The sequence below is a fragment of the Cellulomonas sp. RIT-PI-Y genome, assembly GCF_025642745.1.
Lineage (GTDB): Bacteria > Actinomycetota > Actinomycetes > Actinomycetales > Cellulomonadaceae > Cellulomonas.
This window is the reverse complement of record NZ_JANZKP010000063.1, coordinates 1-17,953: the sequence shown is the minus strand read 5'-3', so window position 1 is coordinate 17,953 and position 17,953 is coordinate 1. Positions and strand designations below refer to the sequence as shown.

The 17,953-nt window shown below is 73.1% G+C and carries 20 protein-coding genes and 1 tRNA gene; 14 read left to right on the top strand and 7 right to left on the bottom strand.

The genetic code is table 11. From position 1 onward, the window contains the following. The 5 genes from OGL89_RS15180 to OGL89_RS15160 form a co-directional block, all read left to right on the top strand. Nucleotides 1-1,285: bifunctional o-acetylhomoserine/o-acetylserine sulfhydrylase (locus OGL89_RS15180; protein ID WP_263121002.1), on the top strand; the 1,285-nt coding region annotated here is incomplete at its 5' end. A 6-nt stretch (nucleotides 1,286-1,291) separates the two neighbouring features. Further along, entirely contained in the window at nucleotides 1,292-2,479 is a 1,188-nt protein-coding gene (locus OGL89_RS15175; protein WP_263121001.1) for a homoserine O-acetyltransferase, read from the top strand. Nucleotides 2,480-2,502: 23 nt separating this feature from the next. After that, nucleotides 2,503-3,327, top strand: coding sequence for a maleylpyruvate isomerase N-terminal domain-containing protein (locus tag OGL89_RS15170; RefSeq protein ID WP_263121000.1), 825 nt, complete (start codon nucleotides 2,503-2,505; stop codon nucleotides 3,325-3,327). Between the two features lie 18 nt (nucleotides 3,328-3,345). Continuing rightward, nucleotides 3,346-4,308: a zinc-binding dehydrogenase gene (locus OGL89_RS15165; RefSeq protein WP_263120999.1), complete on the top strand. Its 963-nt coding sequence runs from the start codon at nucleotides 3,346-3,348 to the stop codon at nucleotides 4,306-4,308. A gap of 11 nt (nucleotides 4,309-4,319) precedes the next feature. Beyond that, nucleotides 4,320-5,288 (top strand): alpha/beta hydrolase, encoded by a 969-nt coding sequence (locus tag OGL89_RS15160; protein ID WP_263120998.1) that lies wholly within the window; start codon nucleotides 4,320-4,322, stop codon nucleotides 5,286-5,288. A gap of 16 nt (nucleotides 5,289-5,304) precedes the next feature. Here the strand turns inward: OGL89_RS15160 and OGL89_RS15155 are convergent, their stop codons facing one another. Together OGL89_RS15155 and OGL89_RS15150 are read right to left on the bottom strand one after the other, a co-directional pair. Continuing rightward, complete coding sequence (locus tag OGL89_RS15155) at nucleotides 5,305-6,444, bottom strand: hypothetical protein (protein WP_263120997.1); 1,140 nt, start codon at nucleotides 6,442-6,444, stop codon at nucleotides 5,305-5,307. Nucleotides 6,445-6,617: 173 nt separating this feature from the next. Beyond that, nucleotides 6,618-6,911 (bottom strand): thiamine-binding protein, encoded by a 294-nt coding sequence (locus tag OGL89_RS15150; RefSeq protein WP_263120996.1) that lies wholly within the window; start codon nucleotides 6,909-6,911, stop codon nucleotides 6,618-6,620. Between the two features lie 163 nt (nucleotides 6,912-7,074). On the opposite strand from OGL89_RS15150, the gene OGL89_RS15145 reads away from it, so the two are divergent. Then, nucleotides 7,075-7,479: a DUF4383 domain-containing protein gene (locus OGL89_RS15145; protein WP_263120995.1), complete on the top strand. Its 405-nt coding sequence runs from the start codon at nucleotides 7,075-7,077 to the stop codon at nucleotides 7,477-7,479. Then, nucleotides 7,476-8,036, top strand: a complete 561-nt coding sequence (locus tag OGL89_RS15140; protein ID WP_263120994.1) for a hypothetical protein — start codon at nucleotides 7,476-7,478, stop codon at nucleotides 8,034-8,036. The genes OGL89_RS15145 and OGL89_RS15140 overlap by 4 nt, the downstream gene beginning before the upstream one ends. Nucleotides 8,037-8,152: 116 nt before the next feature. On the opposite strand, the gene rplA is transcribed toward OGL89_RS15140, so the two are convergent. The 5 genes from rplA to OGL89_RS15115 form a co-directional block, all read right to left on the bottom strand. Further along, nucleotides 8,153-8,872 carry a 50S ribosomal protein L1 gene (gene rplA, locus OGL89_RS15135; RefSeq protein ID WP_263120993.1) on the bottom strand — a complete coding sequence of 240 codons (720 nt, stop codon included), beginning with the start codon at nucleotides 8,870-8,872 and terminating at the stop codon, nucleotides 8,153-8,155. A gap of 86 nt (nucleotides 8,873-8,958) precedes the next feature. Next, on the bottom strand, nucleotides 8,959-9,390 hold the full coding sequence (gene rplK / locus OGL89_RS15130; RefSeq protein ID WP_263120992.1) for a 50S ribosomal protein L11: 432 nt from the start codon (nucleotides 9,388-9,390) through the stop codon (nucleotides 8,959-8,961). 71 nt (nucleotides 9,391-9,461) lie between these two features. Continuing rightward, the gene (nusG, locus tag OGL89_RS15125; RefSeq protein ID WP_263120990.1) at nucleotides 9,462-10,304 is read right to left on the bottom strand and encodes a transcription termination/antitermination protein NusG; all 843 of its coding nucleotides are present in this window, start codon (nucleotides 10,302-10,304) and stop codon (nucleotides 9,462-9,464) included. Nucleotides 10,305-10,350: 46 nt separating this feature from the next. Continuing rightward, the gene (secE, locus tag OGL89_RS15120; RefSeq protein ID WP_263120989.1) at nucleotides 10,351-10,632 is read right to left on the bottom strand and encodes a preprotein translocase subunit SecE; all 282 of its coding nucleotides are present in this window, start codon (nucleotides 10,630-10,632) and stop codon (nucleotides 10,351-10,353) included. Between the two features lie 109 nt (nucleotides 10,633-10,741). Beyond that, a tRNA-Trp gene (locus tag OGL89_RS15115) sits at nucleotides 10,742-10,814 on the bottom strand. A 118-nt stretch (nucleotides 10,815-10,932) separates the two neighbouring features. On the opposite strand from OGL89_RS15115, the gene OGL89_RS15110 reads away from it, so the two are divergent. From OGL89_RS15110 to OGL89_RS15080, 7 genes are all read left to right on the top strand, one after another. Next, nucleotides 10,933-12,177: a pyridoxal phosphate-dependent aminotransferase gene (locus OGL89_RS15110; protein WP_263120988.1), complete on the top strand. Its 1,245-nt coding sequence runs from the start codon at nucleotides 10,933-10,935 to the stop codon at nucleotides 12,175-12,177. An 84-nt stretch (nucleotides 12,178-12,261) separates the two neighbouring features. Then, entirely contained in the window at nucleotides 12,262-13,137 is an 876-nt protein-coding gene (locus OGL89_RS15105) for an ABC transporter ATP-binding protein (RefSeq protein WP_263120987.1), read from the top strand. Then, entirely contained in the window at nucleotides 13,134-13,961 is an 828-nt protein-coding gene (locus tag OGL89_RS15100; protein ID WP_263120986.1) for an ABC transporter permease, read from the top strand. The genes OGL89_RS15105 and OGL89_RS15100 overlap by 4 nt, the downstream gene beginning before the upstream one ends. Nucleotides 13,962-13,981: 20 nt before the next feature. Then, nucleotides 13,982-15,175 carry a sensor histidine kinase gene (locus OGL89_RS15095; RefSeq protein WP_263120985.1) on the top strand — a complete coding sequence of 398 codons (1,194 nt, stop codon included), beginning with the start codon at nucleotides 13,982-13,984 and terminating at the stop codon, nucleotides 15,173-15,175. Next, a complete protein-coding gene (locus OGL89_RS15090; RefSeq protein WP_263120984.1) occupies nucleotides 15,172-15,813 on the top strand; it encodes a response regulator transcription factor in 642 nt (213 codons plus the stop codon). Before OGL89_RS15095 ends, OGL89_RS15090 begins: the two co-directional genes overlap by 4 nt. Continuing rightward, nucleotides 15,810-16,823 carry a histidine kinase gene (locus OGL89_RS15085; protein ID WP_263120983.1) on the top strand — a complete coding sequence of 338 codons (1,014 nt, stop codon included), beginning with the start codon at nucleotides 15,810-15,812 and terminating at the stop codon, nucleotides 16,821-16,823. Before OGL89_RS15090 ends, OGL89_RS15085 begins: the two co-directional genes overlap by 4 nt. Before the next feature lie 18 nt (nucleotides 16,824-16,841). Continuing rightward, a complete protein-coding gene (locus OGL89_RS15080; RefSeq protein WP_263120982.1) occupies nucleotides 16,842-17,867 on the top strand; it encodes an adenosine deaminase in 1,026 nt (341 codons plus the stop codon). Nucleotides 17,868-17,953 lie beyond the last annotated feature (86 nt).

Genomic DNA, 17,953 nt, shown 5'->3' with positions numbered 1-17,953 from the left:
CGGCCAGACCCCCGACCCGGCCACCGGCGCCCGCGCGCTGCCGATCTACCAGACCACCAGTTACGTGTTCCCGGACGCCGGCGTCGCCGCCGACCGGTTCGCACTGAAGGATCTCGGCCCGATCTACACCCGGATCGGCAACCCCACCGTCGAGGTGGTCGAGAACCGGATCGCCGCCCTGGAGGGCGGGGTCGGTGCGCTGCTGCTCGCCAGCGGGCAGGCCGCCGAGACCTACGCGATCCTCAACGTCGCCGAGGCGGGCAGCCACATCGTCGCCAGCCCGAGCCTGTACGGCGGCACCTACAACCTGCTGCACTACACGCTGCCCCGGCTCGGCATCGAGACCACCTTCGTCACCGACCCCCAGGACCCGCAGGCCTGGCGGGACGCGGTCCGCCCGAACACCAAGGCCTTCTACGCCGAGACGGTGCCGAACCCGAAGCAGGACATCCTCGACATCGCGACCGTCGCCGGGATCGCGCACGACGCCGGTGTCCCGCTGATCGTCGACAACACGGTCGCCACCCCGTACCTGATCCGGCCGCTGGAGCACGGCGCCGACGTGGTGGTGCACTCGGCCACCAAGTACCTCGGCGGCCACGGCACCGCCATCGGCGGCGTGATCGTCGACGGCGGGACCTTCGACTACGGCGCCGACGACGACACCCGAGCGCGCTTCCCCTCGTTCAACGAGCCGGACCCGTCCTACGACGGCCTGGTGTTCGCCCGTGACCTCGGCAAGGACGGCGCCTTCGGGGTCAATCTCTCCTACGTCCTGCGCGCGCGGGTCCAGTTGCTCCGGGACCTCGGGGCGGCGATCAGCCCGTTCAACGCCTTCCTGATCGCCCAGGGCCTGGAGACGCTGTCGCTGCGGATCGAGCGACACGTCGCCAACGCCCAGAAGGTGGCCGAGTGGCTGGAGGGACGGGACGACGTCCTCTCGGTCACCTACGCGGGGCTGCCCAGCCACCCGCAGTACGAGCTCGGTCGCCGGTACGCCCCGCGCGGCACCGGTGCGGTCCTCGCCTTCGAGATCGCCGGGGGCGCCGAGGCCGGTCAGGCCTTCGTCTCCGCCCTGGAGCTGCACTCGAACGTGGCCAACATCGGCGACGTGCGCTCGCTGGTGATCCACCCCGCCTCCACCACCCACAGCCAGCTGACCCCGGAGGAGCAGGCGCAGTCCGGTGTCACCCCCGGGCTGGTCCGGCTCGCGGTGGGCCTGGAGGGGATCGAGGACATCCTCGCCGACCTGGACGCGGGCTTCCGCGCCGCGAAGGGAGCCTGAGCACCCGTGCCCCAGCACCACACCGACACCCGACGAGTCCGGGACCTGGACGTGAGCCTGCCCCGCGCCTCCTCCGCCTGGCGGGAGGGCGACCCGGTCGGCGGACGGACGTTCGCCGACCTCGGCCCGCTCGCCCTGGAGGCCGACGGCCTGCTCCCCTCGGTCCGGCTCGCCTACGAGACCTGGGGCACCCTCGCCCCGGACCACTCGAACGCGGTGCTGGTGCTGCACGCCCTCACCGGCGACGCCCATGTCACCGGTGACGCCGGGCCCGGCCACCCGACCCCCGGGTGGTGGTCCACGCTGGTCGGGCCCGGCGCCCCCATCGACACCGACCGCTGGTTCGTGGTCGCCCCCAACGTGCTCGGCGGCTGCCAGGGCAGCACCGGTCCGGCGAGCGCCCACCCCGACGACGGACGTCCCTGGGGCAGCCGTTTCCCCCAGCTGACCGTCCGGGACCAGGTCGCCGCCGAGCTCCGGCTGGCCGACGCCCTCGGCATCCGGTCCTGGGCCCTGGTCGTCGGCGCGTCCATGGGCGGACAACGCGCCCTCGAATGGGCCGTCACCGCACCGGAGCGGGTCCGCGCGCTGGCCGCCATCGCCACCAGCGCCCAGACCTCCGGCGACCAGATCGCGTCCTTCCACACCCAGCTGACCGCCCTGACCGCCGACCCCCGGTTCCGCGGCGGCGACTACTACGACGCGGCCGACGGCGACGGCCCGCACGCCGGACTCGGCCTGGCCCGGCAGATCGCCCACCAGACCTACCGCAGCGCCGAGGAGCTGGACACCCGGTTCGGCCGGTTCCCGCAGGGCGGCGAACAGCCGCTGTCCGGCGGACGATTCGCGGTCCAGTCCTACCTCGACCACCACGGCGACAAACTCGCCCGCCGGTTCGACGCCAACACCTATGCGGTGCTCACCCGCTCGATGATCACCCACGACATCGGCCGGGACCGCGGCGGGGTCGAGGCGGCCCTGGCGCAGATCACCGCGCGCACCCTGGTGGTCGCCGTCGACTCGGACCGGCTGTTCCTGCCCGCGCAGTCCGCCCGGATCGCGGCCGGGGTGCCCGGAGCGGCTCCGCTGCGGACCCTGCACACGCCGTACGGGCACGACGGGTTCCTGATCGAGCACGAGCAGCTGGGGCCGATCGTGCGGGAGCACCTGGAGGTCGTCGAGCCCTCCGAGTGAGCCGCCCGTGGCACCCTGTCCCCATGCGCCTGCGCCCCGAGGACCTCGCCGCCCGGATCGACCTGCTGGAGCGTCAGTGGGACACCCTCCGGGACTGGGTCGGCACGGCGGTCACCGTCCGCGACCGCGGCGCCGCCTCCGTGCTGGACGGCTGGACCGTCGCCGAGCTGGTGGCCCACCTGGGTCGTGCGATGGACGCCCTGGCGGTGTGCGAGCCCGCCGCGGACGGCACGGTGCCCGCCACGCTCGCCGAATACCTGGGCGGCTACGCCGGACGTGCCGCGGACATCGCCGGGGTCACCCGGGAGCTGGCCGAGCAGATCGCCGACGACCCGCTGGGCCACGTCGACGCCCGTGCCCGTGCCGCCCTGGCCCGCGCCCGGGAGCTCGGTCCGGACGACCGGGTGGTGCAGGCCCGTCGCGCCCCGGTGCTGCTGTCGACCATGCTCGCGTCCCGGATCACCGAGCTGGTGGTGCACGCGGACGACCTGCAGCGCTCGCTGGCCCGGTCCCGGGGCGCCGCACCGGGCAGCCGTGCGGAGCTGGGCGACGGGATCGGTCCGCGACCGGGCGTGCCCGGCGGGCTCGGTCCGATCGGCGAGCTGGGCGACGGGGTGGCTTCAGGCGGGCCGATCGACGGGGACGCCCTGGACCTGGTGTCGAGCGAGCTGTTGCGGATCGTGGTCGCGCGGGGCGGGTGGGACCTGGACGTGGTGCAGCCGCTGACCTGGGTGCGGCTGGCCGCCGGACGCCTGCCCTACGACGTCGACGTGCTGGCCGCCGCGCTGGCACCGCGGTTCACCTCCGACGCGGTCCCGGACCTCGGTCGCATGCTGCCGGTGCTCTGACCGGCCTAGGGTCGGAGCATGCTCGCAGCCCAGGTCACGTCCTTCCACCCCGACGACCCGCTGGCCGGACTCACGGTCGGTGAGCATCCCGTGCCCGCCGCACGGGAGCACTGGACCACGGTGGACCTGCGGGCCGCCGCGCTGAACCAGCACGACCTGTGGTCGCTGCGCGGGGTCGGACTGCGGGCCGAGCAGCTGCCGATGGTGCTGGGCACCGACGGCGCGGGCGTGACCGCCGACGGTCGGGAGGTGGTGCTGCACGGCGTGATCGGCGGCGGACTGGGCCACGGCGTCGGGGCGGACGAGCCCCGGTCGCTGCTGTCCGAGCGCTACCCCGGCACCCTGGCGGAGCAGACCTCGGTGCCGACCTGGAACCTGGTGGACAAGCCCGCGGAGCTGTCGTTCGTCGAGGCCGCCTGTCTCCCGACCGCCTGGCTGACCGCGTACCGGATGCTGTTCACCACCGGCGGCGCCCAGCCCGGTCACCGGGTGCTGGTGCAGGGCGCCGGCGGCGGGGTGGCGACCGCCGCGCTGCTGCTCGGGGCGGCCGCCGGGTTGGAGGTCTGGGTGACCAGCCGGGACGCCGCCCGACGCGAGCGGGCGCTCGCCCTGGGGGCGGCCGGGGTCCTCGCCCCCGGCGACCGGATGCCCACCCGGGCGGATCTGGTGATCGAGACGGTCGGCAGGGCCACCTGGTCGCACTCGGTGCGGTCGGTCCGGCCGGGTGGCCGGATCGTGGTGGCCGGTGCGACCACCGGCGACCCGGACCGGATGGAGCTCCAGCGGATCTTCTTCACCGAGATCCAGGTGCTCGGCGCCACCATGGGCAGCAAGGAGGACCTGACGGCGCTCCTGGCGTTCTGCGCCCGCACCGGGGTGCGACCGGTGGTGGACAGCACGGTCCCCCTCGCGCGCGCGGCCGAGGGACTGGCACGCTTGGCCCGCGGCGAGCAGTTCGGCAAGGTCGTCCTCGAGGTCTGAACGGAGTCACGGTGGCGCAGGAGTGGCAGCAGGACGTCCTCGGCCCCGACTACCGTGCGCTGACCCTGCAGCTCGCCGACGACGACGAGGGCGCGGTCGTCGCCACGCTGGTCCGGCACGCGCCGCCGACCCCGGAACCTCTGCGGCCCTCACGGGCGGTGCTCTACCTGCACGGTTGGTCCGACTACTTCTTCCAGACCGGCCTGGCCGAGTTCTGGTCCGGTCACGGGGTGGCGTTCTACGCGCTGGACCTGCGCAAGTACGGCCGGAGTCTGCGCCCGCACCAGACGCCGGGCTACGTCGACGACCTGGCCACCTACGACGAGGAGATCGAGGCCGCGCTCGCCCGGATCAAGCAGGACCTCGGCGACCCGGCGCGGGTGATGCTGATGGGTCACTCCACCGGTGGGCTCACCGCGGCGCTCTGGGTACACCGCAACCCCGGGCGGGTGCACGGCCTGGTGCTGAACAGCCCGTGGCTGGAACTGCAGGGGTCGTCGGTGATCCGGCACATCAGCACCCCCGCGGTCGCTCGGCTGGCCAAGCTGCAGCCCAAGGCGCCGCTGCCCAACGTCGACCCCGGGTTCTACGCCCGGACGGTCCGCGTCGCCGACGGCGGGGAATGGACCTACCAGGAGGACTGGCGGCCGACGCCGTCGTTCCCGGTCCGGGCGGGCTGGCTGGCGGCGGTGCTCGCGGGGCACGCCCGGGTGGCCCGTGGTCTGGACATCCATGTGCCGGTGCTGATGCTCGCGTCGGCCCGCAGTCTGATCAGCCCGTGGTGGTCGGACGACATGCGCGGCGCCGACATCGTGCTGGATGTCGAGTCGCTGGTACGGCGCGCGCTGCACCTGGGCCCGGTGCTGACCGTGGTCCGGATCACCGGTGGCCTGCACGACCTCACGCTGTCGCCGCCCCCGGTGCGGGCCCGGCTCTACGCCGAGATCGCCCGGTGGAGCGCCGCCTACGGCTGGGAGTGACCGTCGGGACCGGTGACTACCGGACGCCGACCGCCTCGCCCAGGGTGGGTCCGTCCTCGCCGAAGCGCCAGACCCGCCAGCCGTCCGCCGGTCGCTCCAGGTCCGCGGCGATCACCGCGGCCTGTCCCGGGTCGGCGTGCAGGCTGCCGTCCTCGAGCTGGATCATCCCGTCGGTCCGCAGGGTGGCGGTCAGCCGCTGGTTGCGGCGCACCCGGACCCAGACCAGCTCCATCGGGTTGCGCTCGGTGGCGGCCAACGCGGCCAGCTCGGGCAGCGGGCCGCCGGAGGGACGCTCGGCGTCCCGGATCGGCGGCATCAGGGTGGTGGTCTCGGCGGCGCGCACCGGCCGGGACTCGCCGACCGGGGTCGGCACGTCGGAGGCGGCGCCGTGCCGACGGCGACGGGTCAGCGGGGGCAGCTCGTCCGCCGCAGGGGCGGCAGGCTCGGCCGAGTGCGGCGCCGAGGCGTCCTCGGGCCGGGAGACGTCGCCGGGAGCGGGGGTCTCGGCCTTGGGCTGCACCGGCATGGCGGGCGGAGCGGACACCGCCGGGATCGCCCCCGTGGCCGGCCCCGGCTCCACCGGACGACGTTCCCGCCCGGAACCCGGCCGCATCGGTGAGACGTCGAGGTAGCGGCGCCCGCCGGGGCCTTCGGTGACACCGAGTCGCAGCACGTCCACCCGGGTCCCGGTGGTCAGGTACTCCACCGCCTCCTGCAGGCCCTCGGCGATGTCGCCGCAGACCAGCACCAGGCGGACCCCCTCGCGGCCGGACCGTTCGGACCGCACCATCGGCGCCCGGTCCCGGAACACGGCGAGGTCGGCCTCGAAGGCCTCCTGGCCGCCGCGGTACAGCCGGGCGATGTCCGCCCGGCTCATCCGTGCGGCGCCGCCGGCGTGCCGGAGCGCGCGCAGCAGGGTGGACGCGTCCAGCAGCTGCACCGCCTCGACCACCACCGGCTGGGCGGCGGCGTCCAGGGCGAGCAGCTGGGAGCCGTCCCCCGCGCCGATCTCCCGGACGGTCAGCACCGGCTCGCCGATCAGCTCACCGGCGTTCTCGGCCACCAGCGCGGCGGCGTCCTGGTCGAAGGAGTCGGCGCTGGGCCGCATCGGCTGGACGAGCGTGCCATGGCCGTCGTCGAGCTCGAAGATCGCCATCCGTCCGTTGCCCCATCTCAGTCCCGGCAGGGCGCGGACGACCGTCCACGATTCCCCGCACATCCCCTCGCCCGCCGACCCGGGCCGCCGCACCGAAGTCTGTCATCCTCCGGCGCACCGCCCCGCCGGACACGGGCCTTCTGCACAGCATGTCCACGCACCCGGGTCCGCCCCTAGCGCGCGAGCTCGGCCTCCAGCCTGTCCACCTTGCCGGTCAGCTCGCCGGTGTGGCCCGGTCGGATGTCGGCCTTCAGGACCAGACTGACCCGACCCGCGTGCCGGCCGACGGCTTCCGTCGCCCGCCGGACCACGTCCATGCACTCGTCCCACTCACCCTCGACGGTGGTGAACATCGCATCCGTCCGGTGCGGCAGGCCGGACTCCCGGACCACCCGCACCGCGTCGGCGACGGCAGCCGCCACGGATTCACCTGCCCCGAGCGGGGATACCGAGAACGCGACCAGCATGTCCCCACCTTCCCGCACCCGGCCGGACCCGTCCACCCCTGCACGCCGGAGTCCACCCGGATGTCGCACCCATCCGCCCCGCCCACGGCTCCGAACCCCCGACGTGCACATCATCTGGTGCACGCGCGTCGGGGCTCAGGCCCCGGGAGGAGAGGACACCATCATGGCTACTTCTGTGAATCGACTGATCGGCGGCATCTTCGGCGCCGTCTACCTGCTGGTCGGCATCGTCGGCTTCTTCATCACGCCGGGGGTGGACTTCGCCGGGACCGAGGGCAAGAACCTGTTGTTCTTCGAGGTCAACCCGCTGCACAACATCGTGCACCTGCTGATCGGCGCCCTGCTGCTGGGTGCCGCGGCCGCCTCGGTGAAGGCCGCCAAGTCCGCCAACACCGCCGTCGGCGCCGTGTACCTGCTGGTGGGCGTCGTGGGCCTGTTCCTGGTCGGTTCCTCGGCCAACATCATCGCGCTGAACGGGGCGGACAACGTGCTGCACTTCGGCTCGGCGATCCTGCTGCTCGCCGTGGGTCTGGGCGCCGACCGCACCGTGGCGCCGGCCCGGGCATGACCACCGCGCACGTCGGCCACCTCCGGGTGGCCGACGTCCGGCCCCGGGTCCGGGTGCTGCCCGACGCGCTGCGGATCTGGTCCGCGCTGTCGGGACTGGGCTTCGGGCTCGTGACGATCGGCATCGGCGCCGGGCACGTCGAGCACCACCTGATCGCGGCGGTCGCACTGGTCGCGGTCGGCTTCGCCGCCATCGGGTGGTCGGTGCTCGCGCTGCGCGGCCCGGTGCCGTTCGCCCGGCAGACCACGCTCGCGCTGGTGGTCGCCGCCCCGCTGGTGCTGCTCAGCGCTCCGCTGACCGCGACGGTGCCCACGGCGGCCGAGGCCTCGGCGCTGGCCCTGGGGCTCCTGACGGCGGTCATGACCGCCTGGCAGCTCCGGCTCGGTCCCGATGGCGCAGCGGTCCCCTCCCCGGGCCGTCAGGCACTGGCCCTGTTCTGCGGTGCGATGGTGGTCGCCACGCTCACCGTGCCGGGCCTGGCCGCCACGAACGCCGGGGAGCACGCCGTCCCGCACGGCAGCCACGGCCTTCCCGCCGAACAGCACCACCACGAGTAACCGGTGGGTGCGAACCCGGGACCTCCCGCCCGGGGCCGCACCCACCCGCCACATGACGAACGGCCCCGGTCCCTCGTAGCGAGGGACCGGGGCCGTTCGACGTGGTGGGCGCTGCCTCAGGCGGCGTCCTCCTCGGAGGTGAGGTTCCGGGTCTTGGACTGGTCGACCAGGATGCCGGGGCCGTTCGTGGTCGAGATGGTCGCCTTGGAGATGTAGCGACCCTTCGACGCGGACGGCTTCAGACGGAGGATCTCCTCCAGCGCGGCGGCGTAGTTCTCCACCAGCTGCACATCGGAGAACGAGGTCTTGCCGATGATGAAGTGCAGGTTGGCGTGCTTGTCCACGCGGAACTCGATTTTGCCGCCCTTGATGTCGGACACGGCCTTGGCCACGTCCATCGTGACGGTGCCGGTCTTGGGGTTCGGCATCAGACCACGCGGGCCCAGCACCTTGCCCAGACGACCGACCTTGCCCATCAGGTCCGGGGTGGCGACCGCGGAGTCGAAGCCGGTCCAGCCGCCCGCGACCTTCTCGATCAGCTCGTCGCCGCCGACCTCGTCCGCGCCGGCCTCACGGGCCTGCTCGGCACGCTCGCCGGTGGCGAAGACGATGACGCGGGCGGTCTTACCGGTGCCGTGCGGCAGGTTGACCGTGCCGCGGACCATCTGGTCCGCCTTGCGCGGGTCCACACCGAGGCGCATGGCGACCTCGACGGTGGCGTCGTACGTGGTGGTGGAGGTCTCCTGCGCCAGGCGGATCGCCTGCAGCGGGTTGTAGACCTCGCCCGGCTCGATCTTCTCGATCGCGGCGCGGTAAGCCTTGCTGTGCTTGGTCATCTGCTTCTCCTTGATTGAGCAGTCGTGGTGAACGGGCCGCACAGGCCCTGCCACTGGCGCCGGAGGACCCGGCGCACGGAGGGGTGTCAGCCCTGGACGGTGATGCCCATGGACCGAGCGGTGCCGGCGACGATCTTCATCGCCTGCTCGATGTCGTTCGCGTTGAGGTCCGGCATCTTGGTGGTGGCGATCTCACGGACCTGGTCGGCCGAGATCGTGGCGACCTTGACGGTGTGCGGGGTCGGGGACCCCTTGGCCACACCGGCGGCCTTCTTGATCATCTCGGCAGCCGGCGGGGTCTTGGTGATGAAGGTGAAGGAACGGTCCTCGTAGACCGTGATCTCCACCGGGATCACGTTGCCGCGCTGCGACTCGGTGGCCGCGTTGTACGCCTTGCAGAACTCCATGATGTTCACACCGGCGGCACCGAGGGCCGGGCCGATGGGGGGCGCCGGGGTCGCGGCACCCGCGTTGATCTGGAGCTTGATGAGGCCGGTGACCTTCTTCTTGGGAGGCATGAGCCATCCCCTTTCCTGTTCGTGGACCTACGCCGTGGGCGATGACCCGGTTGCAGTGCCGTCGGGCGAGCTCAGATCTTCGCGACCTGGCTGAACGACAGCTCGACCGGGGTCTCCCGGCCGAAGATGGAGACGAGAACCTTGAGCTTCTGGTTCTCGGGGCTGATCTCGGAGATCGTCGCGGGCAGCGTGTCGAACGCACCGTCGGTGACGGTGACCGACTCGCCGACGGTGAAGTCGACCTCGATCGGGGTGGCGGACTTGCCCTGCTTGGCCTGACCCGTCGAGCCGGCGGCGGGCGCCTTCTCCTCGAAGGTCGGGGCCAGCATGGAGAAGACCTCGTCCATGGTCAGCGGCACCGGCTGGTGGGTGTGGCCCACGAACCCGGTCACGCCCGGGGTGTGCCGCACGGCGCCCCATGACTCGTCGGTCAGGTCCATCCGCACCAGGACGTAGCCGGGGATCCGGACGCGGCGCACGACCTTGCGCTGCGCGTTCTTGATCTCCACGACCTCCTCCATGGGGACCTCCACCTGGTAGATGAAGTCCTCCATGTTGAGGGACTGGGTGCGGTTCTCCAGGTTCGCCTTCACCCGGTTCTCATACCCGGCGTAGGAGTGGATCACGTACCAGTCGCCCAGCTGGGCCCGCAGCTGGGCCTTGAACGCCTCGACCGGGTCCTCGTCGACGTCGACCGCGGGGGTCTCGTCGTCGGACTCGCCGTCCTCGGCCAGCTCCTCGGGCTCGGCTGCCTCGTCGCCGACGGCCTCCGCCGCCTCGACCGCGGCGTCGTCCTCGGTCGCCTCGACCGCGGCGTCGCCCTCGGTGGCCTGCACCGACGTCAGGGCGTCACCGAGCTGGGCCGACGCGTCATCCGTGGCGCCCGCCTGGGGCTCCTGCGATTCCTGCGACACGTACTGACCTGCTTTCTGCTGCGGATGAAGAACGGACGGGGCGGCGTCAGCCGCCGAAGGCCCACCGGGTCAGCTGACCGATGCCCAGGTCGACCACGGTCACGAAGGCCATCACGACGGCCACGAAGACCAGCACGACGATGGTGTACGTGATCAGGTCGGAGCGGGTGAGCCAGACGACCTTCTTGAGCTCGGCGATGACCTGGCGGACGAACAGCGCGATCCGTGCGAACAGCCCACGACGCTTCTCGGGCTTGACGGCCTTGGACGCGCTGGTCCGGCTCGGCTCGTCCGCGCCGGACGCCGCCACCGGTGCCGATTCGCTCACGGTTCGTTCCCCTACGTCTCAAGGACGCCGGTGCGGCGTCCGATGTCGGTGGTCGCTCATGGAGCCGCCGTTCCGTGGACCACGGAGCGGCTGGCCGTGACCACACGCGCAGGGCAGGCGAGACTCGAACTCGCAACCGCCGGTTTTGGAGACCGGTGCGCTACCAATTGCGCCACTGCCCTACGGCGGCGTTCCCCTGCCACGATGTCCCGCGGCGGGCGCGGCTCATCATGGTGGAGGTCAACCACCGAGGGACCACTGTACGCGACGCACGGACCAGAAACGAACTCGTCTGCCAGGATGGTTCCCGTGACCGAGCACGCCGCACCCGTTCCCACCCACCAGCCCCGCCGGGTCTCCGCCCGGATCGGCAGCATCGCGGAGTCCGCCACGCTCGCGGTGGACGCGAAGGCCAAGTCGCTCAAGGCCGCCGGCCGCCCGGTGATCGGCTTCGGCGCCGGTGAGCCGGACTTCCCGACCCCCGACTACATCGTCGAGGCGGCCGCGCGCGCGGTGCTCGACCCGGTCAACCACCGCTACTCCCCCGCCGCCGGGCTGCCGGTGCTGCGCGAGGCGGTCGCCGCCAAGACCCTGCGCGACTCCGGCTACGAGGTGGCCCCGGGCCAGGTGCTGATCACCAACGGCGGCAAGCAGGCGGTCTACCAGGCGTTCGCCACCCTGCTCGACCCCGGGGACGAGGTGCTGCTCCCCGCGCCGTACTGGACCACCTACCCGGAGGCGATCCGGCTGGCGGGCGGTGTGCCGGTGGAGGTGTTCGCGGGCGAGGACCAGGGCTACCGGGTGACCGTGGAGCAGCTGGAGGCGGCACGCACCCCGCGGACCAAGGTGGTGCTGTTCGTCTCCCCGTCCAACCCGACCGGTGCGGTGTACACCCCGGAGGAGACCGAACAGGTCGGTCGCTGGGCGCTGGAGCACGGCATCTGGGTGATCACCGACGAGATCTACGAGCACCTGGTCTACGACGGCGCCGTCGCCACCTCGATCGTCCGGGCCGTGCCGGAGCTCGCGGACACCACCGTCGTGCTGAACGGCGTGGCCAAGACCTACGCGATGACCGGCTGGCGGGTGGGCTGGATGGTCGGCCCCGCCGACGTGATCAAGGCCGCCACGAATCTCCAGTCGCACCTGAGCTCGAACGTGGCCAACGTGTCCCAGCGCGCCGCCGTGGCCGCGCTGACCGGCGACCTGTCCGCGGTGGACGCCATGCGGTCCGCCTTCGACCGACGACGCCGGACCATGGTCCGGATGCTGGCCGAGATCGACGGGGTGGAGATCCCGGTGCCGCAGGGCGCCTTCTACGCCTATCCGTCGGTCAAGGGGGTGCTGGGCCGCACGATCCGGGGCGTCACCCCGACCACCTCCGCCGAGCTGGCCGCACTGATCCTGGACCAGGCCGAGGTCGCCGTGGTGCCCGGGGAGGCCTTCGGCCCGTCCGGCTACCTGCGACTGTCCTACGCCCTGGGTGACGACGACCTGGTCGAGGGCGTGCGCCGGATCCAGGCGCTGCTGGCGGACGCGGACTGACCCGCCCGTCCACCGACCGGTGGACGGGCGATCCCCTCCTCCGGTCGTCCCGCCCGGCCCCGCCCGCTCGGCAGGCTGGAGGGCATGACAGAGGAACCCGCGGTCCGGGTGCGCGGACTGCACAAGCGATACGGCGACAAGCACGCCGTGGACGGCCTCGACCTGGAGGTGGCCCGGGGGGAGATCGTCGCGGTGCTCGGCCCCAACGGCGCCGGGAAGACCACCACGGTCGAGATCCTGGAGGGTTACCGGACCCGGGACGCGGGCGAGGTGAGCGTGCTCGGGCAGGACCCGGGGACCGCCGGCCGGGGCTGGCGGGCACGGATCGGCGTCGTCCTCCAGTCCAGCAGCGACCTGGACGAGGCCACCGTCACCGAGCTGGTGCACCACTGGGCCGGCTTCTACCCCGACCCACGCGATCCGGAGCAGGTGATCGACGCGGTCGGCCTGCGCGAGAAGGCGTCGGCGCGGGCCGGTGCGCTCTCCGGCGGACAGCGACGGCGGCTGGACGTGGCCCTGGGCATCGTCGGCCGGCCGGAGCTGCTGTTCCTGGACGAGCCGACCACCGGCTTCGACCCGGAGGCCCGCAGGGCGTTCTGGGACCTGATCGCCGGACTCCGGCACGACGGCACGTCGATCCTGCTCACCACGCACTACCTGGACGAGGCCGAGCAGCTGGCCGACCGCGCCGTGGTGGTGAGCAACGGCCGGGTGGTCGCGGCCGGTGCCCCGGCCGACCTGGGCGGACGCAACGCGCGGCAGGCGATGGTGCGCTGGGTCGAGGACGGCGAACGCCGTGAGATCCGCACCGACACCCCCACGGCGGTGGTGGCCGAGCTGGGCACCCGCTTCACCGAGATCCCCGGGCTGCAGGTGCTGCGGCCCACCCTGGAGGACGTCTACCTCGCCCTGATCGACGACGACGCCGCGGAGACTCGGGCGAAGGAGGCCGTGCGATGAGCACCCTGGACACCCGACCGCTGCCCGGTGCTCTGCGACTGGGCTGGTCGCGCACCCGCTACGAGGTGCGCGGCTTCTTCCGCGAGCGCGACGCGGTGATCTTCATCTTCGCCTACCCGGTGATCATGCTGGCGATCTTCGCGACCGTCTTCGGCCAGGGCGGTGCCACGGTCGGCGACGGCATCCCGTTCGCGCAGTACTTCCTGCCCGGGATGATCGCGACCGGCGTGCTGCTGAGCTCGTTCCAGTCGATGGCGCTGGACATCGCCGCCGAGCGCGACCGGGGCGGGCTCAAGCGGCTGCGCGGCACCCCGTTGCCGCCGACCGCGTTCTTCCTGGGCAAGGTCGGTCAGGTGCTGGCGACCTCGCTGATCCAGCTGGTGCTGCTGCTGGCGGTGGCGCGGCTGCTGTTCGACGTGGCGCTGCCCGACACGTCCGCGCGCTGGGCCACGCTGGCCTGGGTCTTCCTGCTGGGCACCGCGACCGGCGCGATCTGCGGGGTCGGATTCTCCTCGATCCCCCGGTCCGCCAAGTCCGCGAGCGCCGTCGTCACCCCGGTGGTGCTGGTGCTGCAGTTCATCTCCGGGGTGTTCTTCAGCTTCTACCAGCTGCCGAGCTGGATGCAGGAGGTCGCGGCCGTCTTCCCGTTGAAGTGGATGGCTCAGGGCATGCGGTCGGTCTTCCTGCCGGATGGGGCCGCCTCGCTGGAGCCCGCCGGGTCGTGGGAGCACGGCCGGATCTCCCTGGTGCTGATCGCCTGGTTGGTGCTCGGACTCGTGGCGGGGGTGCGCACGTTCCGCTGGCAGCGCCGGGGCGACCGCTGACGTCCGCCACACTGAGCACGATGAGCAGCTCCGACGTGTCGCGGACCCCGGACGGCGGCCCCGTGCCGGGCTGGGACGCGGCGTTCTACGTCCTCACCACCCTGTCCGCCGCGTCCATGCTGGTCGCCGAGGACACCGGTGTGCGGCTGCTCCTGTGGTCGCTGGCGGGCGTCGCGGTGCTGATGGTCGCCTACCCGTTGCTGGGCCGGCGCGGGCTGCTGACGGGTGACCGTCGCCGGGTGCGGGCCTACCTGGTGCTGCTGGTCCTGGTGGTCGCCACCGCCTCCGGGACCAGCTCGCTCGGGACGCTGCTGCTGTTCGTCGGCTTCTCCCAGATCTGGCTGCTCACCCCCTCGATGCGGTCGGGGATCGCCTGGTCGACGGTGCTGACCGCGGCGGTGGCGGTGACCGTCTTCACCGGGCAGTCGCTGGTCGCCGCCGACCTGCCGGTGCTGGTGGGCCAGCTCGGGATCGGACTGCTGTTCTCCCTGGTGATGGGCTGGTGGCTCACACAGATCGGCCGGTCACGGGAGCGGCGCCAGGAGCTGCTGCACCGGCTGCGCACCGCCGAGCAGGAGCTGGCCGCCGGGCACCACGCCGCGGGGGTGCTCGCCGAGCGGGCCCGGGTCGCCCAGGAGATCCACGACACCCTGGCACAGGGCTTCACCAGCGTGGTCATGCTGGCCCAGACCGCTCAGGCCCAGATCGGCCACGGCCAGCTCGTGCCCGCGACCGACCGGCTGGATCAGATCGAGGCGGTCGCCCGGGACAACCTGGCCGAGGCACGCTCGCTGGTCGCGGCCTTCGGACCGTCCGGGCTGCTGGAGGACGACCTGCCGTCCGCGCTGGGCCGGATCGCCGAGCGGGTCGGCCGGGAGACCGGGCTGGCCGTCCGGGTCCGGGTCCAGGGGACGGCACCCGCCGACCGTGAGCTGCAGGTGGTGCTGCTGCGGACCGCGCAGGAGGCCCTGAACAACATCCGGCGGCACGCGGCCGCCGGGACGGTCGACCTCCGGCTCGCGGTCGCCGACGACCGGGTGGAGCTCGAGGTGCGCGACGACGGCCGTGGGCTGCCCGCCGACAGCGCGGACGGGGTGGGCCTGCGCGGGATGCGACGCCGGATCACCGTCGCCGGTGGCACGGTACGGATCGAGAACGCCGACCCCGGGGTCCGGGTGCTGGCGGAGCTGCCACTGAAGGGGGCACGGGCATGACCGCCGAGGACCGGATCCGGGTGCTGCTGGCCGACGACCACCCGGTGGTGCGCTCAGGCCTGGCCGGGATGCTGGCCGTGGAGCCCGACATCGACGTGGTGGGCGAGGTGCCCGACGGTGCCGCCGCGGTGGTCGCGGCCGCCGAGCTGCGCCCGGACCTGGTGCTGATGGACCTGCGGATGCCGGTGCTGGACGGTGCGGCGGCCACCGCCCGGATCGTCGCCGAGGTGCCCGGGGTGCGGGTGCTGGTCCTGACCACCTACGAGACCGATGCGGACATCCTGCGCGCGGTCGAGGCCGGGGCGACCGGCTACCTGCTCAAGGACACCCCCCGCGACCAGCTGGTCGCGGGGGTGCGGGGCGCGGCCCGGGGCGAGACCGCCCTGTCCCCCTCGGTGGCCTCCCGCCTGGTGCAGCAGATGCGCGGCGGCGACGCCGAACGGCCGACCCCGCGCGAGCTGGAGGTGCTGGCGGCGGTGGCCCGGGGACTCTCCAACGCCGCGATCGGTGCGGAGCTGTTCATCGCCGAGGCCACGGTCAAGACCCACCTGCTCCGGGTGTTCGCGAAGCTGGGTGTCGACGACCGCACCCGGGCGGTGACCGTGGCCCTCGAGCGCGGACTGCTGCCCCGGCCATGAGCGAGCAGACCGCCGAGCGGCGCACGTTCTGGCGCCACACCCTGCCCGGCTGGGACGCCGGGTTCTACGCGCTGCTCGCCCTGAGCGCGGCGTCCATGCTGTTCGGCGGGCACTCCGAGGCGGCACGCGCACTGGCCGCCGGACTGCTCGCGCTGCTGCTGGCCGCCTACCTGCTGCTGGCCAGGCCAGGCGCGCGGCGCGGCGACCAGCGACGGACCCGGTCGTACCTGGCGGTGCTGGTGGTCGTGGTGTCGGTGTGCACCGCGATCAACTCCCTGGGCTCCATCCTGCTGTTCCTCGGCTTCGCGCAGATCTGGTACTTCTCGAACGGCCTGCGCAGCGGCACCGTGGGCTCGGTCCTGCTCACCGCCGGGGTCGCGCTGGCCAATGCGTGGCGGGTCCGGCCGCAGGGGATCGAGATCGCCCAGCTGACCGGGCAGTACCTGGTCGGATTCGGCTTCTCGGTCGCGCTCGGGTTCTGGCTCACCCGGCTCGCCGAGCAGAACGAGATCCTGGCCGGCCTGATCGAGGAGATCGAGCAGACCCGGGCCGCCTCCGCCGCCGCCCAGCACGAGGCCGGGGTGCTCGCCGAACGCGAACGGGTCGCCCAGCAGGTGCACGACACCCTGGCCCAGGGCTTCACCAGCATCGTGCTGCTCGCCCAGACCGGACGGGCCCAGCTGATCGCCGGGGACGCCGCGCGCGGTGCGGCGACCGCGGAGGAGCTGGAACACGTGGCTCGCGCCCACCTCGCCGAGTCCCGGGCGCTGGTGGCGGCCTTCGGCAGCCCCACGCTGGACGACGGCGGCCTCACCGGCGCCCTGGACCGACTGCTCGGCAGGTTCCGGGCGGAGACCGGCATCGACGTGGTGGTCGATCCGCCGCCGAGCCCGGTCAGCCGGGACACCGAGGTGGTGCTGCTGCGTGCCGTCCAGGAGGCACTGGTCGCGGCACGATCCGACGGCCCGACCCACCTGCGGCTCGACGCCGAGGGGACACTCACGGTCTGATCAGGCATCATCCGGTGGATGCGAGACCTCGCCCTTCTGCCGAAGGCGCACCTGCACCTGCACTTCACCGGGTCCATGCGCGTGTCCACCCTGGCCGAGATGGCCGCCGACCGGGGCATTCGGCTGCCCGCCACCCTCCTGGACGGCGAGGGGCTGCGGGTGCCCGCGGACGAACGCGGCTGGTTCCGGTTCCAACGGCTCTACGACGCCGCCCGCGCCTGCGTCCGTGGCGAGGCGGATCTGCGCCGGATCGTCCGGGAGGCCGCGGTCGACGATGGCGCGGAGGGCTCCGGACGGCTGGAGATCCAGGTCGACCCCACGTCCTACGCCCCCGGGGTGGGCGGGATCACCCCGGCGCTGGAGATCGTGCTGGACGAGGCCCGCGCCGCCTGGCAGGAGACCGGCACCGAGGTCGGCGTGATCGTCGCGGCCTCCCGGATGCGGCACCCGATGGACGCCCGCACGCTGGCCCGGCTGGCCGCCCGGCACGCCGGCGACGGGCCCGGCCAGGTGATCGGCTTCGGTCTGAGCAACGACGAGCGACGCGGGGACACCGCCGAGTTCGGCGCGGCCTTCGCCATCGCCCGCCGGGCCGGACTGGCGTCGGTGCCGCACGGCGGCGAGCTGCTCGGCCCCGCCCACATCACCGAGGTGCTCGACCACCTGCACCCCGACCGCCTGGGCCACGGTGTCCGCTCCGGCGAGGATCCCGACCTGTTGCACCGGGTGGTGGACGCCGGGATCGCCCTGGAGGTGTGCCCCGCGTCGAACGTCTCGCTCGGGGTCTACGCCGATCCGGCCGCGGTGCCGCTGCGCACCCTGGTGGACGCGGGCGCGCAGCTGGCGCTCGGCGCGGACGATCCGCTGCTGTTCGGCAGCCGCCTGGTCGACCAGTACACGACCGCCCGCGCGGTGCACGGGTTCGACGACGCGGCGCTGGCCGACCTCGCGCGGTCCTCGATCCGGGCGTCCCGCGCCTCCGACTCCACCCGTTCCCGCCTGCTCGCGGGCGTCGACACCTGGCTCGCCACGCCGGCCGACTGACCCGCGCGCCTGCCTCAGGCCCGGTCGCCCGCCCGGCGAGTTCGGTACTTCCGTGCCGAGTTCGGTACCCGAGACACCGAACTCGG

Bases quoted from the DNA above. Each gene is read 5' to 3' on its own strand.
- OGL89_RS15170 (WP_263121000.1), top strand. From the start codon at position 2,503: ATGCGCCTGCGCCCCGAGGACCTCGCCGCCCGGATCGACCTGCTGGAG.
- OGL89_RS15165 (WP_263120999.1), top strand. From the start codon at position 3,346: ATGCTCGCAGCCCAGGTCACGTCCTTCCACCCCGACGACCCGCTGGCC.
- OGL89_RS15155 (WP_263120997.1), bottom strand. From the start codon at position 6,444: ATGGCGATCTTCGAGCTCGACGACGGCCATGGCACGCTCGTCCAGCCG.
- OGL89_RS15150 (WP_263120996.1), bottom strand. From the start codon at position 6,911: ATGCTGGTCGCGTTCTCGGTATCCCCGCTCGGGGCAGGTGAATCCGTG.
- OGL89_RS15145 (WP_263120995.1), top strand. From the start codon at position 7,075: ATGGCTACTTCTGTGAATCGACTGATCGGCGGCATCTTCGGCGCCGTC.
- OGL89_RS15140 (WP_263120994.1), top strand. From the start codon at position 7,476: ATGACCACCGCGCACGTCGGCCACCTCCGGGTGGCCGACGTCCGGCCC.
- rplA (WP_263120993.1), bottom strand. From the start codon at position 8,872: ATGACCAAGCACAGCAAGGCTTACCGCGCCGCGATCGAGAAGATCGAG.
- rplK (WP_263120992.1), bottom strand. From the start codon at position 9,390: ATGCCTCCCAAGAAGAAGGTCACCGGCCTCATCAAGCTCCAGATCAAC.
- OGL89_RS15110 (WP_263120988.1), top strand. From the start codon at position 10,933: ATGGTTCCCGTGACCGAGCACGCCGCACCCGTTCCCACCCACCAGCCC.
- OGL89_RS15105 (WP_263120987.1), top strand. From the start codon at position 12,262: ATGACAGAGGAACCCGCGGTCCGGGTGCGCGGACTGCACAAGCGATAC.
- OGL89_RS15100 (WP_263120986.1), top strand. From the start codon at position 13,134: ATGAGCACCCTGGACACCCGACCGCTGCCCGGTGCTCTGCGACTGGGC.
- OGL89_RS15095 (WP_263120985.1), top strand. From the start codon at position 13,982: ATGAGCAGCTCCGACGTGTCGCGGACCCCGGACGGCGGCCCCGTGCCG.
- OGL89_RS15090 (WP_263120984.1), top strand. From the start codon at position 15,172: ATGACCGCCGAGGACCGGATCCGGGTGCTGCTGGCCGACGACCACCCG.
- OGL89_RS15085 (WP_263120983.1), top strand. From the start codon at position 15,810: ATGAGCGAGCAGACCGCCGAGCGGCGCACGTTCTGGCGCCACACCCTG.
- OGL89_RS15080 (WP_263120982.1), top strand. From the start codon at position 16,842: ATGCGAGACCTCGCCCTTCTGCCGAAGGCGCACCTGCACCTGCACTTC.